This is a genomic window from Phaeobacter cretensis, assembly GCF_047372505.1.
Classification (GTDB): Bacteria; Pseudomonadota; Alphaproteobacteria; order Rhodobacterales; family Rhodobacteraceae; genus Phaeobacter; species Phaeobacter cretensis.
In genome coordinates, this window is the sequence record NZ_JBKBEU010000001.1 from 2,778,224 (window position 1) to 2,794,260 (window position 16,037).

A 16,037-nucleotide genomic window follows, 5' to 3' on the forward strand; every position below is an offset into this window, starting at 1 on the left:
GGGCGGCGCAAGCGCAGATCGAGGGCATTTAATGTGGCGGTGTGTATGGAATCTCAAGATTGCTCAGACCCGCAAGACGCATCAACTCCTCGGTCTCGCGCTTCAGCAGTTTTTCCTGGGCCGCACCTTTGACCGGAACCCTACCTACTTCCAGCAGAAGCGGTGCCGCGAGAGGAGACACGCATGACAGGCGGTTGAGGGTAATACGACCATCAATGCGGGCGAGCAATTCTTCGATACGGCCAAAATCGACCAGACCGGCCATGGCTTCCTGCCGGGTGATGCCCAGAAGCAGGTGGTCTGGATCGTATTTGCGCAGAGTGTCGTAGAGGATATCGGAGGAAAACGTTGCCTGTCGGCCATTCTTGCGTCGGCCGGGGGTATTGCGTTCAATGAGGCCAGCTATATTGGCCACCGTACGAAAGCTGCGTTTCATGACAGCATTGCCAGCCAACCAGCCCTCAAGTCCGGCGCGTAGCTCTGTTGGATTAAGCAACGGGGCGGGATCCTCGACCGGGGTGAGCCCCCAGATCAACGTCGCATAGTCACTGGCAACAAAGCCAAGCGGGTCGAGCGAGAGCTCCTCCATCCGTTTGGTCAGCAACAGACCGAGCGTTTGCATCGCATTGCGCCCGGCGAAACCATAGACGCAGAGATGTTCACGCCCCTGAAACGGGAAACTCTCCAATAGTAAGTGGCCCCGGCGCGGCATTTGAGAGACTTCGCGCTGAAGGGCTAGCCAGTCGGCTGTGTGGGCGGGCAGGTCAGGCCAGCTATCGCGTTGCAGAATATCAAGGATCCGTCTGCTGAGCTGGGTGGAGGTGGCGAATTTGGTACCGGAGAACACTGCCACCTTGGGTTTCTTGCTGGGGTTGCGGCTGACTTCGACAGTCATTTCGCGCAAGGATTCATAGCGCACAATCTGACCTCCGATCAGGAAGGTATCACCGGGGGTCAGAGTCGCCGCGAAGCTTTCCTCGATCTCGCCCAGTGGTTTGCCGCCGCGGCTGCGTTTCAGGCGGACCTTCAAAAGATCGGCGTCCTGAATAGTGCCAATGTTCATGCGAATTCGGAGGGCGGCTCGGGGATCACGCAGTTGCCATAACCCATCGGGGCGTTGCAGCAAACGTTGCCATTGATCGTAGACCCGAAGTGCGTAGCCCCCGGTGGCACAGAAATCGAGACAGGCGTCAAACTCGGCCCGCGTGAGGCTGGCATAGGCACCGGCGCTTGTGACTTCAGTATAGAGATCATCAGCGGCAAAAGATCCGGCGCAAGCCCGGATCAGGATGTGCTGGCACAACACATCGCGCGGTCCGGGCGTGCGTGGGGTGCCATCCAGAGTGCCCGCCTCGACGGCCTCAAGTGCTGCGCGGCATTCCACGACCTCAAACCGGTTGGCGGGCACAAGGAGCGCCTTGGACGGGGCGTTATAGCGGTGATTGGCGCGCCCGATGCGCTGGACCAATCGTTTCACGTTTTTGGGCGCTCCGATCTGGATGACCAGATCCACGTCACCCCAGTCGATTCCAAGATCCAGCGACCCGGTACAGACCACCGCACGCAGATCACCGCGCACCATTGCCGCCTCAACCCGGTCGCGTTGAACCCGATCCAGAGACCCATGGTGGATGCCGATAGGCAGGGCGTCCTCATTGGCGAGCCACAGGTTGCGAAAGAAAATCTCAGCTTGGGCGCGAGTGTTGTGAAAGATCAGTGTGGTGTTATGCGCCTGGATCTGCTCCAGCACAGCGGGGATGGCATGAGCGGCACCGCCTCCGGCCCAGGGCGGGGCTGCGTCTGTGTGCAGCATCTGGATGTCCGGTGCGGGCCCAGGATCGGCCTGCACGATATTGCAAGGATCGGGGTGGCGTGCGAGGTAGTGTGCGATGGCGGCCGGGTCATCCACAGTGGCGGACAGGCCGACGCGGCGCATATCGGGGCAAATCGCCTGCAACCGGGTCAATGCGAGCATCAGTTGATCGCCGCGTTTGCTTTCGGCGAGCGCGTGAATTTCGTCCAGCACCACCCGTTTCAGCCCTGCAAACATGCGCGCTGCATCCTCGTAGGAGGTCAGCAAAGCAAGGCTTTCGGGGGTGGTGAGCAAGATATGAGGTGGATCGGCGCGCTGGCTGCGCTTGCGGCTGGCGGGGGTGTCCCCGGTGCGATCATCAATGCGGATGGGCAGACCCATGTCATCGACAGGGGTGCGCAAATTCCGTTTGATGTCTGCCGCCAGTGCCTTTAGCGGCGAGACATAGAGCGTGTGTAGGCCGGCATGATCACCGCCCGCAAGATCTGCCAGTGTTGGCAGAAACCCTGCCATGGTTTTGCCACCACCTGTGGGTGCAATAAGCAGGGTGGCCGGATCATCGGCGCAGGCCAGCATGTCCTTCTGGTGCGGGTGAATGGTCCAACCACGGGTGACGAACCAATCTGTTATGACATGTGGAAGACTGCTCATCCGACTTATGTAGTCGCGGTGGCTGCGATTTTCTAAATGTTCTGATCGAAACTAAGAGAAAATTCTGCAGCGTGTTATTTGACGATATGCTCGTCCTTCACAAACATATTGGCCCAAGCGCGGTCGATGAGGTCGGGAGACATCTTATAGGGGATGCCTTCGAAATCGCAGATCGCCTTCATCTGATCGATCAGGAACACCGGTTGATAGTTGGCGTATACATTGTCGATCGTTGGATATTTACGTTTCAGCAGGTGGACCAATGCGGCCTCGTCCAGCGGGACGCCTTTCTTCTGGGCAACCATGGCAAAGATCTTGAGGAAGTTCTCCTGGTCCGGTCCGTCGATTTTGATTTTGAAGAAAATCCGGCGTAGGGCAGCCTGATCGAAAATCTCATTCGGGTGGAAGTTGGTGGAGAAAATCACCAGCGTATCAAAAGGCACTTCGAATTTTTCGCCCGATTGCAGCGAGAGGATATCGCGACTTTCTTCCAGTGGTACGATCCAACGATTGACCAGCGCCTGCGGCGGCTCGGCCTGGCGCCCAAGGTCATCGACGATGAAAATACCACCGGTGGACTTCAGCTGTAGCGGTGCCTGATAGGTGCGCGCGGTGGGGTTATAGACCAGATCCAGCATCGACAATGACAGCTCGCCGCCTGTGACCACCGTCGGGCGTTCGCAACACACATAGCGGCTGTCAAAGCGGCGGGCGCGGCGCAGGCTGTTGGGGTCATCTTCTTGCAGGGGTACGGCGGTGTGTACAATCGGGTCGTAAACGGTGATAACCTGGCCCGCATATTCAATAGCACGGGGCACATAGACATGATCCCCCAAGGCATCGCGAATGCCGTTTGAGATGGAGGATTTACCGTTGCCGGGTGGACCATACATCAGGATCGAGCGGCCGGCGCTGACAGCGGGTCCAAGGTGATCCAGCAGACTGTCGGGCAGAACCAAATGGCCCATGGCCCCTAGGAGTTGCTGACGGGTGACCAGAATATTGCGGATTGATTGGCGTTTGACCTGCTCTCGGTAGATATCCAGTGGCACCGGCATTGCGCCGTAGTATTCCGACTGGCTCAGGGCATCGAGGGCGCGCGCCTTACCTGCTTCGGTCAGCTGATAGCCCATCTCATTGCCCGAATTGGCATTGAGGGTGCCGGTGGCCTCCAGCAGCTTTTGTTCGCGGGCGATATCCACCAGTTCCTGCGTTACCGGGATGGGCAGGCAAATAGCGGCGGCGATTTCGCTGACGTTCTCACAGGTTTTGCGGAAGATCGTTTTCAGCAAGATGTCCCGCATCATCACCATTGGGAGTTGCATCTGCTCCAAGCCACGCGGAGTGGGGGGCGCCATTACGGCTGATGTCTGCATGTTCATGGTGCGGCCTGCCTGTCTCTATTGAACAAAGTCACGCCTGGTGGCGCGTTGAACTGGTAGACAAGAGTTTATTCAGTACTGTGGCACAAGCGGGGCAAAGCTGGTGCTTTTCCGCGTCCGTGCGCGCGACATGCGGCGCATTTTAGGAACTCGAGGAGCTTGTCTGCGGTGGCTTCAGTTGCTCAGATCGGAGCGGACTGGCCCAACTGACTGCCGAGCACCAGATAGGCCACTACCGTTCCGCCAAGGCAGAGCCCCATAGGGAACTTGCTGCCAACATCCCAGCTCTTCCAATGGGGGGCCAGACGGCGCAGGGGGGTATATTTGGCAATGCGATGGGTCAGGAAACCGGCCAGCAGCATAGCAGAGAAGATCATGACTACGACCGACAGATCACCAAACACAACAAATGGCGCGGCAGCACCTGCGAATTTGGCATCGCCCGCACCCACCATGCCAGCGCTATAGCAGAGAAAGCCAAGGCCGATGCCGATCGGCAGGTGCAGCAATTGCCAGCCGTAGTCTGTCCAGCTCATCAAAAAGGGGCCGACAATTACAAAAATTGCCGCCAGAAGATCTACGGTCCAATTGGGAATCCGCATATGGCGCAGATCGTTCAGGGCCACCACACAACAGAGCGGCAACACAAAGGGGAGGAACCACAGGGCGACATGGGCCGAGATCAACATTGGTCGCTGGCTCCGGTCTTAACCGTTTTCCAGCGCAGCGAGTGCGCGGGCAGCAGCGTCGAAATGCTGCGGATGGGTCGAGATCGCCTGACGCAGCAGGCCTTCGCCGGTCTGGACGTCGCCTTGTTTGACTGCCGAGAGTGCCAGAGTGTGCAACAGCTGCGCGCGCTCAACCTGATCCATGGGGATTACCGGGAGTGTGTAGTTGCGTTGCGCGCCACGGGCCAGCACCAGATTGTTCTTGGCTGTAAACAGCGATTGATCCTGTCGGATGGCATCGCCAAACAGGCGTTCGGCCTCAGCATAATCGCCGCGCGTCAGCTTGGAATAGCCCCAGTTGTTCATAACGCGGGCGGGCTGGGTCGTAAGGCCAACAGCGGTCTGGTAAAAGCTGTCGGAGCGTTTCCAGTTTTGCTCGGAGTCGGCAACCATCGCCTCAAGCCGGTAGCGTTTGTAAGTCTCGTGGGTGGGGGGTACCTTATCAAGCGTGGACTTGGCATCATCCCAGTTGCTGGTGCGGATCAGGGCGTCGGCCAGCTCCACCTGGTCGGCATCGGTTGCCTCGGGGAGGGAGACCACCTTTTTCCAGGCGGTGACGGCCTCGGTGTTTCGCCTGGCGCGGATCAATGAGATCGCGAGCCCTCGGTTGAGGTCGATCCGTTCCGGGGCGGATTTAACCGTGCGCTGAAAGTAGGTGACGGCCTCATTCGGGTCTGCGACAGTCAACATCACATCGTTGAGATTGCTCTCATCGACCACGTTCACCTCTTGAAAGGCGCGGTCAACGGCTTCGGTGTCGTCCTTGGCGCAGGCCGACAGGACAAGCCCACCGACCAGACATGCGGATACGAAAATCTGCTGGCGCATTTTTTGCGTCCTCTGTGCTGCTCTGCCTGAGGCTTTGCGTCACTGGGACGTGCGAATCAGGTAACTCCCCCCTCCGCGCTGCACCAATGCGTAGCCTTTTTGTTGGGGATCACTATGCGTGCTCTGGTCAAGTTTTGCGAGAGCAAGGCGGAAATTTTCACGGATTGCGTCACTTTCGCCATTATCAAGCGCAAAGGCCCGGCGCAGGATCTGCTCGGCCTCGGGGTATTTTTGCCGTTCCATCAGCACCACGCCAAGATTGTTCATGGCTGCGGGGAAGTCCGGGTCACGCTCAACAGCGCGGCGGAGATGGGTTTCAGCCTGTCCCAGACGCCCCAATCCGAGGTTGGCTGAGCCAAGGCCCGAGAGCACTTCAGCGCTGAGCCCGTCTTCCAGCGCAGCGCGGGTAAATGCATCCAACGCCAGCTCATATTCGGCCGCAGCCATCAACCGGTGACCGACAAGAAGGCCACTTTCGGATTTTCCTCGCGGATCGACGCCGGGCAATGCCGGTCCGCCCAGTGGATCCTTGGGATCTGATTTTCCGCCTGGTGACATGCAAGCCGCCACCAACGCAAGCGCGAGGATGGCGGTGATCGCTTTACAGAGACGGGAGGGGAAAGCCCAACCCAGTGTCATCATGTGTTATTTGCTCATATTGCCCAGATTGGAGATGCCCTGCGCCGATGGGCCGACCAGAATGATCAGCAGCGGAGGCACCGTAAGGGTCATTGTGGCAAGGGTCATTTTGGTTGGCAACTTGTTTGCGGCCTCTTCGGCGCGCATTACCCGTTTGTCCCGCATTTCCCCGGCATAGACCCGCAAGGCCTCTGCAATGGAGGTACCAAACGTAGCAGACTGGATCATCACGGTGACAAAAGAAGACACATCCTGCACACCGCAGCGGGTGCCCATGTCACGCAATACCTTGTCTTTGTCCTTACCGGCTTTCATTTCTTGAGAAACAACCTCGAATTCATCAGCAAGAGCAGGGTAGGAGGCGTGCAGTTCTTTTGCGACGCGCACAATGGCCTGATCCAGCGATTGACCGGCTTCGACGCAGACGAGCATCATGTCGAGCGCGTCAGGAAAGCCGGAGGTGATCTCTTGCTTGCGTTCTTCAACGCGTCGGGTGATCCAGTACTTGGGCAACATATAGGCGACAGCACCCGGCCCGATGATGCGGATGACCATCTGCTGGCTGTCATACTCCATATCTGCATTGAGCACGTAGACATAGAACAAGCCGAAAGCGAGGCCGATCAGGCCCAATGCGAATTGCGCAAAATGAAAGAAGCGCACTGAGTCCTTGGATTGATACCCAGCCTGACGCAGCTTCAGCTCCATCTTGGAGAGCTCAGTGGCGTCTTGCGGTTCCAGGAAGGACGCGAATTTCTGCAGCTGTTCATTGCGATCGGCCTGACGCAAACGCTCCTTCTTGGAGTTGGTCTGGGTGCTGGCGGACATGCTTTTTTGCAGCTTCTTCAGCGGATCTTCGGGCTGGTTCAAGAGCAGCGGAATTGCCAGCAAAATCATAAAGAGGCCGCCCAGACCCACCACCAGCAGCGGGCCGAAGGGGCCGAGATGTGTTACCAGCAGGTCATTGAGATCGCTTAAGGATGTCATGGATTTTGCCTCACACCTTGATGTTTGTCAGCATGCGCATGACGAAGAGGTTTATGGTCAGCATTGCGCCGACAATGAAACAGGCAGGGATGAACCATGGGTGGTCAACCACACCATCATAATATCCGGGATCCTTGGCCATAATGCCGCCGAGACAGAACAATGGAAAACCCGACAGGAACTTGCCTGACCATTGCGCTTCGGCGGTGATCGCCTTTACGCGGCGAAACAGGCGGAAGCGGGCACGGATCACCTTGGCCAGGCCGGCCAGAACCTCAGCCAGGTTACCACCGGACTGCTGCTGAATGGTCACGGCCACAGCAAGGAAACGCATGTCCTGCATATCCAGACGTTCGGCCATTTCCTTGAGCGCTTCGCCCACATCGCGACCATAGGCGCTTTCGTCGGCGATGACGCCAAATTCGGTGGCCAGCGGATCTTCGACCTCGTTGGCGACGATCTGCACAGCTGAGGAAAACGGATGGCCGACGCGTAGGGACCGGACCATCAATTCAACCGCATCTGGGAGCTGTTCTTCGATCATTGCCATGCGCTTGGCGGCTTTTTTGTTGACCCAGAAGAAGACAGCGCCGACGCCGATGATCACAGATGCCAGAAGGCGCAGCGGTAGTTCGGCGCTCGTACCAACGCTGAGCCCGACGAAGGCAATGGCTGCAACGGCGCCCATGATCAGGATCAGTTGGCGCGGTGAAAAGGCGATCGCGGCCTTTTGCGCGCGCTCTGCCAGCAGAGAATAGAGCGGGATTGACTTGGCGCTCATATGCTGACGCATTTCCTTGCGCAGCTGTTCCAGTACCTGTTCGCGATTGCCGCCCTTGTCCATCATCTCCAAGCGGCGGTTGACGCGGCTGTTGAGACTGATGGATTTGCCGAATGTCACCAGATAGAGACCTTCAACCAGCACCAGAACGCCGATGAAGATCAACCCATAGATAATTGGTTCTGCACTCAGTTGCATTAGCGGACCTCCATCACGGTGGGTTCATAGATCGACGACGGAAGGTCGTAACCCCAAAGACGGAAGCGCTCGGAGTAGTGGCTGCGCACGCCAGTGGCAGTGAAATGGCCAATGATCTTGTTTTCCGGCGTCAAGCCAACGCGTTGGAAGCGGAAGATTTCCTGCATAGAGATCACGTCACCTTCCATCCCGGTAATTTCAGTGATGGAGGTCATGCGGCGCGAACCATCTTGCAGGCGCGACGCCTGTACGATGATGTTCACAGCCGATGCGATCTGGCTGCGCACCGCTTTGATCGGCATTTCGATTCCGGCCATGGCGATCATGTTTTCCAGACGCGAGATACCATCGCGAGCAGAGTTTGCGTGGATCGTGGTCATGGAGCCATCGTGGCCGGTGTTCATGGCCTGCAGCATGTCGATAACTTCTTCGCCACGGGTTTCGCCAACGATGATCCGATCCGGACGCATCCTGAGGGCGTTTTTCAGACAGTCGCGTGGCGATACCTCGCCGCGACCTTCGACGTTGGGCGGGCGGCTTTCCATCCGTCCCACATGGGTCTGTTGCAACTGAAGTTCCGCCGTGTCTTCGATGGTCAAGATACGTTCGGCATTGTCGATGAAGGACGACAGGGCGTTCAGCGTAGTGGTTTTACCAGAGCCGGTCCCGCCGGATACGATGACATTCAGGCGGGTTGAAACTGCGGCTTGAAGATAGGCAGCCATCTCATCGGTGAAGGCGCCAAAACTGACCAGATCATCAATGCCCAGCTTGTCTTTTTTGAATTTACGGATCGACACCAGCGAGCCGTCCACAGCAACTGGCGGGACCATTGCGTTAAAACGCGAACCATCGGCAAGACGGGCGTCCACATAAGGATTGCTTTCATCGACACGGCGTCCCACGGCGGAGACGATTTTGTCAATGATCCGCATCAGGTGCTTTTCATCCTTGAAGGTCACATCGCTGAGTTGCAGCTTGCCGTCGCGTTCGACAAAAACCTGCTGCGGGCCGTTCACCAGAATATCGTTGACGGTGTCATCCTGCAGGAGGGTCTCAAGCGGGCCCAGGCCGGTGACCTCGTCATAGAGTTCCTTAGTCAGGGTCTGACGATCCTCACGGTTGAGAACAATGCCTTTTTCCTCAAGGATTTCAGTGGTGATGGAGGAAATCTCCGTGCGCAGCTCAGCCTCGCTGGCGCGTTCCAATGCGGCAAGGTTAAGATTGTCCAACAACTCGCGGTGTAGTTGGATTTTGATCTCACCCATCCGCTCCTTGCGCTTGCGTTCCTTGTCGCCTGGCGCGACTTCGGCAGTTTTGCGAGCCAGGGGCTTGCGCATGGATGCAGCAGATGCGGCGGCTGGAGCCGGAGCTTTGGTCGGGGCGGCCACGGCGGCAGGCTGCGCAGCAGCGCTGGGTGTGGCGGATTGTTTTTTGTACTTGGAGAACATGAAAGGAATGCCCCTGGTTAAATCTGGTCTCAGGCCGCCGCCGCGTCGCTTTGACCGAGGTCATGCAACGATTGGGCTAATTTCAGAATTTCCTTGCGCAGTGGGTTCTTAGCGTTGGCACTGGCTAAGGGGGTGCCGTGATCGCAAGCCTGCGCAACCTGCTTGCCGCCATCGGGAAGCTGCAAGTCAATGGAGATGCCCAAGGACTCTGCCATACGCTTTACCCGGCTCTTGCCACTCAGGTCCGTGAACTTCGGAGCCCGGTTCAGCGCAAACCGAAGTTTTTCAAATGGCAGATCTTCGGATTGCAGCGCCCGTTTCAGGCGCAGCGCATTCTGCGCCGACCGCATATCCAGCTCCACCATGGAGAAATAGACATGCGCCATATTGAGTACCGTCTCTGACCACTGCACTAGCGTATGGGGCATGTCGATGACCACAAAGTCGAAGTGGCTGCGCGCCAGCGTGACCACACGTTCGATGTCTTCGGGTGTTATGAACTCCAGCGGGATCATATCCACCGGGGCTGTCAGTACCTGCAGTTTGTCTTCGTAGGTCACCAGGGCCTGGCCAAAGATATCTTCGTCAAGGTTTTCGGTATCACTTAGCATTTCCATCACAACCTCTCGACGGGGCAGATCGAGATAGGTCGCAACCGAGCCATATTGCAGGTCGAAATCCAACAGGCAGACACGTGGCGTTTCTGCGGTAGAGAGCTGTGCCAGTTCACATGCGAGATTCACGGCCAGCGTGGTGGAACCGCTGCCGCCGGCGATACCATGGCAGACGATGACGGCGCCGTCGCGCTGACTGCCGGTCTTAAGGGCGTGCTGGGGTTCGGCGTTACGTTCTGCTTCAGCCAGACGCATCCGTTCGATGGCGGCTTGCAATTCACCTTCGGGCAAGGGGTAGGGGATGAATTCATCAGCCCCCTGGCGCAGCAGGCTGTGCAACGCCGCTGGGGTTACATCCTCGGCGATCAGGATCACCTTGATATTGCGGGATTTTGCCTCGGTGATGATGGTACCCATCAGCTGCAGATTGTCTTCGTCGTCGCTGTCGAGCGCGAGCGCCACGAATTCCAGTGCTTCGGCTTCGCTTTGGTTGAAAAAGGCCAGCGCCTCGGAAAAGCCCAGATCGCCCCAGGATTCGCCCATTGTCGCTTCCATGTCTTCGATCAATAGGTCGAAATTCTGAACGTCCCGACTGATCGTACAGGCGACAATCGCATTCGCTTCTGTCTGCGGCATACCGCTGCTCATCACCACTATCCTTCTCTCGGGGCGTGTCGCGCCATGTTGGTCGGAGCACGCTAGCACGTACGTCCGGAAGTTGGACGCACATTACCTCTTGAGAACAATGTCGGGGAAGATCTGGGCGAGATTGGGGCCAAGGCCGCCCATTTGTGGGGTATTCCTAACGAAGCGTGAACAGGGTTAACCGATGGCAACCCTGTTTCAGCGCCGTTATTCGAGAGTCGTTTTGATCGAGCGTTCGCTGGTCAGCGAGGTGCGAGGAATCGCGCTTTCGATGTATTCGCGGTAGATGACCTGAGCGTATTTTCCATCGAGAACAGTGGGATGGCGCTTCAGGAAACCGCTGACTTCGGTCACCGTGCGGCGGTTGCGGCGTTCGCGATCAGACGTCGGGATCAGTGGCTGGGTCTCGCCAAACGAGACAACCGCTTGTAGTCGGTTGCGACTGATGCCACGTGACACGAGGTAGTTGACGGCTTTGCGGGCACGCCGCAGGCCGAGCGCCTTATTATAGCCACTGGAGCCAACGGCGTCGGTATGGCCAAAGACACGGAATCGCACCTCTGGGAACTGCTTGATCCAATGGGCCTGCTGGTCAAGCACAGCGCGGGCATTGCCGTCCAGCTGTGCGCTGTCAAAGGCAAAGTTTATCGTAGTGGGCACTTCCTCAGCAAAGCGTGTGGCAAGCTGGATTGCAAAATCGCGCTCACCCGACATGACGGCCGCGTTGGAATTGGTGGCATTGCCAAAGACCGAGCGATCCAGAGGTTCACCGGCCTCATATCCACAGGCGGCAACTGTCAGGGACAGGCCAAAGAGTGCTGCATATCTGATCATCTGCCCCATTATCCTCTGCTCAATCCATCACATAGCCATAAGAGCCGTTGAAGTCTTGTTTAGCGACTTCGCTGGCAGGGCCTTTCTGGCCCTTGGAGACCCGACCCATCAGGAACAGCTCGCTCTCACTTGGCGGGCGTATCCGGTCGGTTGGCAGGCTCAGTGCCTCACCGCGCGTCGGCGTGACCAAATGGGCGCTGACAATGATGACCAGCTCCGTCTGAGCGCGCTGGTAGTTGGCGCTACGGAACAGGGACCCCAGAACAGGGACATCCCCGATCCACGGCAGTTGAGAAGAGCTGTCACGGAACTCGTCGCGTATCAGCCCAGCGATGGCAAAGCTTTCACCATCGCGCAGTTCCACCGTGGTCGAGGTTTCGCGTCGAGAGAAGGCGGCGATGCTAAGGCCGTTCAGCTCAATCGAGTTGGTAGGGTCGATTGCAGAGACCGCAGCCTTCATTTCGAGGTTGATGACGTCGGCATCGACCACTCGTGGAACGAAGTTGAGCTCGATCCCGAAAGGTTTGAATTCGATTGTAATAACGCCGTCTTCCTGAGCGACGGGGATAGGATATTCACCACCTGCGAGGAATTTGGCCTCCTGGCCCGATAGGGCCGAAAGGTTTGGCTCGGCCAGCGTACGTACGACGCCTTTCTGTTCCAATGCCTCCAGCAACAGGTTGACCTGAAACGCTCCAGCATTGAAGCCAAAGACAAAGGCACCGGTGTTGTCGTTGGCAGCGGGTATGTTGCCGGCAAGGCTGTTTGTCAGCGCGCCTTGGGTATTGAGTGTGCTGGTGCCACCATTGACGCCAACACTATTGCCGCCATTCACACCCAGTGAAGCGCTAAGAGATTTGGAGACCGTGCGCTGCATTTCGGCAAAACGGACCTTGAGCATGACCTGTTGCACGCCGCCGACGGACATCAGGTTGCTGACCCGCTCGGGTGCGTAACGTTCCGCCAGATCGAGCGCGCGTTGCAGGCGCGAAGAGCTGGATACAACACCCGAAAGTACGATGCCGTCATTGGCGGTGCGTACTTCGATCTTTTCACCGGGCAGGATCTGCCGCAGTCGTTCCTTAAATTCACTAACATCTGCTGCGACGCGGACATCGACATTCGTGATCAGTCGGCCGGAGGCGTCCAACAGGGTCAGTGTGGTCAGCCCCGGTGCCTTTCCAAGCACATAAATGGTGCGATCCGAAAGAGAAGAGATATCGGCGATGCTAGGGTTTGCAATGCTGAGTTCGGAGAAGGGGACGTCGCTTTCGACCACCACCGCCCGATTCATTGGCACATCAAGATTGGCGGCGGTGCCCTTTTTGACAACGCGCAACCCATTCGCCCAGGCCGCATCTGCGACCGGGAAACACACCAGCGAAAGCCCGGTTAGGGCCGCTGCTACATACCGTCTAAAAGCCATGTGACCTGCCTTTCCGATCACGCCTCAATGTTGGGTCTTTTCGCCCAAGTTTGCGCTACTCTGCGCCCATCGGCGAATTTTTGCAAGAATCAATGGCTTCCGGGGTGCAGCTACATTGGTTCACCTGTGGGGTGTCGGCAACAATCACGAAAAAACACCGCCCTCGGAAGAGCGATGTTTGATTTATTATCCACCTGAAACCTTTGCAGGAATGCCTGGTGTGGGATCAGTTGGTACAGGGGATCGGGATCTCCACCACTTCCGCGCCACGTCTCGTGCGGATGGTGCAGACTTTCTCCTGCTCAGCTTGTTGCGGGGCCTCTATGGCGCCCAGACCCAAAAGGCTACGCTGATCTACTTCAATCACCGAAGAAGCGACGGTATCATCGCCGGCACCAACAAGGGACAGCGATAGACGGCCCGTGGATTGTGCTTGCGCTAGGGCGGCGACCTGTTCGGGACGCACTGCGGCGGTGACGGTGCGCGCAATGACAGCACCATCCAGATCGCCACCAGCGGTCTGATCGACGGCGATCAGTTCGATATTGGTCTGGATCAGACGCGTGAATTCGCCATTGCGACCACTATTATGATCCTGCAATGAACCGGTCCAGTAGACATCAACATGGTCACCGGGGCGCAGGAAACCCGACACGCCTGACGATACATCGACGCGGATGGCAAAGGCGCGCATTCCTTTGGCAAGACGCGAGGTGATGCCCGCGTCTTCTCCGGGTTTGGTAACTTTGACGGCCAGAATCGCCTCATCCTTTTCCATGCGGCGCAGCACCACGCGATGATCATCGGGGTATTGCGGCGGGAAGAGCGCATCCACTGTCAGGAAGGCGCCTTCGGGAATGGCGTTTTCAGGCCAGCGTACGGAGCGTACATTCTCTTTTGTAAGCCGTTCGCCGTATTTCAACTGGCCATTGGCGATGAGGACATCAACCAACGGAATGTTTTCACCTCGCGAGGCTCGCTCGCGGGCCAATTCGTTCTGGTAGGCGGTGATATAGTTCTTGGCCATCATCACAGCCCCCCCTGCAAGGGCGACTCCGACAATGAGGACAAGTCCGAATACTGCACGCATAGTGGTACCTCTCATCAGTGGCCGCCGGCGTTGCTGATGCAACACCGGTGCCTGGGTCGGTCAAACCGTTGCCTGAACCGGGCGTTCTGTCCCAGCGCTGCCGCCTATGTCGATCAGGGTTGGCGGCCGAGACGCGCGATTAGCGCGTCCCGATCAGCTGAATGACCAATTGGTCATATAGGCTGCCAGCATGTCGGCCAGTCCCAATGCACCATCCTCCATTGAGGCGGCGATGAGCACGGCCAATCCGACGATCGCAGCGGTCAGAACCACCCAGTCAACGGTGACTGCGCCGTCATCTTTGGCAAAAAATTGCTTGAACCTGTTCATAGTGGACCTCGCTAACCGAAGGTTCCTTGGGCAAAGGGCCGCACCTTATGCAAAAGGCGCGGCCCTCAAACTCGTCAGGTCATAAGTGACCTAGGATTAGGTTGGAGCTTGGGTACCCAGGTAGGAGCCTGTTGCCGAAGTCAGGTTCGACGCGCCGGTTTCGATCGAGGTGTAAACAACACCTGCCAGAGCGGCGACAGCGGCTGTCAGAACAACCCAGTCAACAGTCACGGCGCCAGAGTCGTCTTTACGGAAGTTTTTGATAAATTTGATCATGGTTCGTCCCTCCAAAGGATCTAAAAGTGTGTTTCGACCTTGTCGCCCGTTTTGTGAACCTGCTCTCTCCTGCTCGGCTCCGTTCGACTTGGTGTGAAGCTATATAGCCAGTGGAGCGTGGCAGGATTTGGGCTGAAACACGGACTCGTTTGCCCTACTTTAACTTTTGGCTAATTTTTCACGTAAGATATTGTTTTTTAATGATCTTAATATTTACCTCTTGTCAGGATCCGTGACTTTGGGGCGGCAGATCATGGTAAATATGGCGAAATTGCCAGAATTTGGGGTGCGAAACTGGATTTTTGGCAGCGTCTGGGCGAGTCTCCTTTGCGAAAACGCAGAGGCAGAGCAGCCCAATGAGACGTAAACGACCCGTTTGCTTTCCTATGGCCCTCATTCCAAGGGGAATGGCGGGTTGTAGGTACCGATTTATCGGTAGAATCGCCCCAAACTGGACGCAGCTGTGCAATGTAGTCGCGGCGATAGCGATGTCTGTGGTCATTTTGGGCACTGCTACGGTCCCGGGCCGTGCTCAGGATAGGGATGGGGCTGCTCCTGCACCGTTCCCGGAGTTTGAGGCCAAGCGGGTGCGCCCACCCAAACCGGGCACCAAACAGCGCATCACCATTCAGATTGACCCGCCCGTTGCAACGACAGCTGTCGCCACTGATAACGGCGCGGCCTCTGCGGTAACGACAGATACCGGTCGCTATACCGGGTTCTGGCGGGATATCTCTGACAGTCTGGCGGATAGTGGACCCGGACGGTTGGCCAAAGCATTGCGCGCGCTGGATGGCGACACGCCCGTAGCGGCACCACGGCTTCAACTATTGCAGGACATCGCCAGTGAACGTGGCGTGCAGATTCTGACGGCAAGCGTGGGAACCGATGTGTCGCCAGCCCTGGTGCTGGCTGTGATTGCGGTGGAATCGTCAGGTAAGGCCAAGGCTGTCAGCGGTGCTGGTGCGCAAGGGTTGATGCAGCTGATGCCGGATACGGCAACGCGGTTTGGGGTTAGTGATGCGCTGAATAGCGGCGAGAATATCGCTGGGGGTGTGAAATACCTCAATTGGCTAATGGGTGAATTTGACCGCGACCCAATTCTGGTGTTGGCAGGATATAATGCAGGCGAAGGCTCAGTGCGCAGCCATAAGGGCGTGCCTCCCTTTGCTGAGACGCGCGATTATGTGCCCAAGGTGCTGGCAGCGTTTCAGGTGGCGCGTGGATTGTGCATGACACCGCCTGAGCTGATTACCGACGGCTGTGTCTTCCGCCAGATGAATTAGGTGTTGATGCGCTCTTCAGGTAGTGAACTAGGGTTTTGCGTTTAGCTATTGGTAAAGACTCTTTTGCATCATTTTTCC

General features: G+C 57.4%; 15 protein-coding genes. 1 reads left to right on the forward strand and 14 read right to left on the reverse strand.

Going from position 1 to position 16,037, the window contains the following annotated elements:
* Window positions 1-28: 28 nt before the first annotated feature.
* From ACEWZM_RS13230 to ACEWZM_RS13295, 14 genes are all read right to left on the reverse strand, one after another.
* The gene (locus ACEWZM_RS13230; RefSeq protein ID WP_414006875.1) at window positions 29-2,464 is read right to left on the reverse strand and encodes a ligase-associated DNA damage response DEXH box helicase; all 2,436 of its coding nucleotides are present in this window, start codon (window positions 2,462-2,464) and stop codon (window positions 29-31) included.
* Window positions 2,465-2,538: 74 nt separating this feature from the next.
* Entirely contained in the window at window positions 2,539-3,846 is a 1,308-nt protein-coding gene (locus ACEWZM_RS13235) for an ATPase (protein WP_414006876.1), read from the reverse strand.
* A 182-nt stretch (window positions 3,847-4,028) separates the two neighbouring features.
* On the reverse strand, window positions 4,029-4,535 hold the full coding sequence (locus tag ACEWZM_RS13240; RefSeq protein ID WP_414006877.1) for an A24 family peptidase: 507 nt from the start codon (window positions 4,533-4,535) through the stop codon (window positions 4,029-4,031).
* An 18-nt stretch (window positions 4,536-4,553) separates the two neighbouring features.
* Window positions 4,554-5,402: a tetratricopeptide repeat protein gene (locus ACEWZM_RS13245; protein ID WP_414006878.1), complete on the reverse strand. Its 849-nt coding sequence runs from the start codon at window positions 5,400-5,402 to the stop codon at window positions 4,554-4,556.
* Between the two features lie 39 nt (window positions 5,403-5,441).
* A complete protein-coding gene (locus ACEWZM_RS13250; protein WP_414006879.1) occupies window positions 5,442-6,044 on the reverse strand; it encodes a tetratricopeptide repeat protein in 603 nt (200 codons plus the stop codon).
* A 3-nt stretch (window positions 6,045-6,047) separates the two neighbouring features.
* A complete protein-coding gene (locus ACEWZM_RS13255) occupies window positions 6,048-7,028 on the reverse strand; it encodes a type II secretion system F family protein (protein ID WP_414006880.1) in 981 nt (326 codons plus the stop codon).
* Between the two features lie 10 nt (window positions 7,029-7,038).
* Window positions 7,039-8,007 (reverse strand): type II secretion system F family protein, encoded by a 969-nt coding sequence (locus ACEWZM_RS13260; RefSeq protein WP_414006881.1) that lies wholly within the window; start codon window positions 8,005-8,007, stop codon window positions 7,039-7,041.
* Window positions 8,007-9,458, reverse strand: a complete 1,452-nt coding sequence (locus ACEWZM_RS13265) for a CpaF family protein (protein ID WP_414006882.1) — start codon at window positions 9,456-9,458, stop codon at window positions 8,007-8,009. The genes ACEWZM_RS13260 and ACEWZM_RS13265 overlap by 1 nt, the downstream gene beginning before the upstream one ends.
* Window positions 9,459-9,487: 29 nt before the next feature.
* Window positions 9,488-10,720 (reverse strand): AAA family ATPase, encoded by a 1,233-nt coding sequence (locus ACEWZM_RS13270; RefSeq protein WP_414006883.1) that lies wholly within the window; start codon window positions 10,718-10,720, stop codon window positions 9,488-9,490.
* Between the two features lie 204 nt (window positions 10,721-10,924).
* Window positions 10,925-11,551, reverse strand: coding sequence for an OmpA family protein (locus ACEWZM_RS13275; RefSeq protein ID WP_414006884.1), 627 nt, complete (start codon window positions 11,549-11,551; stop codon window positions 10,925-10,927).
* Window positions 11,552-11,570: 19 nt separating this feature from the next.
* On the reverse strand, window positions 11,571-12,977 hold the full coding sequence (locus tag ACEWZM_RS13280) for a type II and III secretion system protein family protein (protein ID WP_414006885.1): 1,407 nt from the start codon (window positions 12,975-12,977) through the stop codon (window positions 11,571-11,573).
* Window positions 12,978-13,203: 226 nt separating this feature from the next.
* On the reverse strand, window positions 13,204-14,067 hold the full coding sequence (gene cpaB / locus ACEWZM_RS13285; protein ID WP_414008038.1) for a Flp pilus assembly protein CpaB: 864 nt from the start codon (window positions 14,065-14,067) through the stop codon (window positions 13,204-13,206).
* A gap of 153 nt (window positions 14,068-14,220) precedes the next feature.
* Entirely contained in the window at window positions 14,221-14,397 is a 177-nt protein-coding gene (locus tag ACEWZM_RS13290) for a hypothetical protein (RefSeq protein ID WP_414006886.1), read from the reverse strand.
* 96 nt (window positions 14,398-14,493) lie between these two features.
* Window positions 14,494-14,673, reverse strand: a complete 180-nt coding sequence (locus tag ACEWZM_RS13295; protein WP_414006887.1) for a hypothetical protein — start codon at window positions 14,671-14,673, stop codon at window positions 14,494-14,496.
* A gap of 488 nt (window positions 14,674-15,161) precedes the next feature.
* Between ACEWZM_RS13295 and ACEWZM_RS13300 the strand changes: the two genes are divergently transcribed.
* Window positions 15,162-15,959, forward strand: a complete 798-nt coding sequence (locus tag ACEWZM_RS13300; RefSeq protein ID WP_414006888.1) for a lytic transglycosylase domain-containing protein — start codon at window positions 15,162-15,164, stop codon at window positions 15,957-15,959.
* Window positions 15,960-16,037 lie beyond the last annotated feature (78 nt).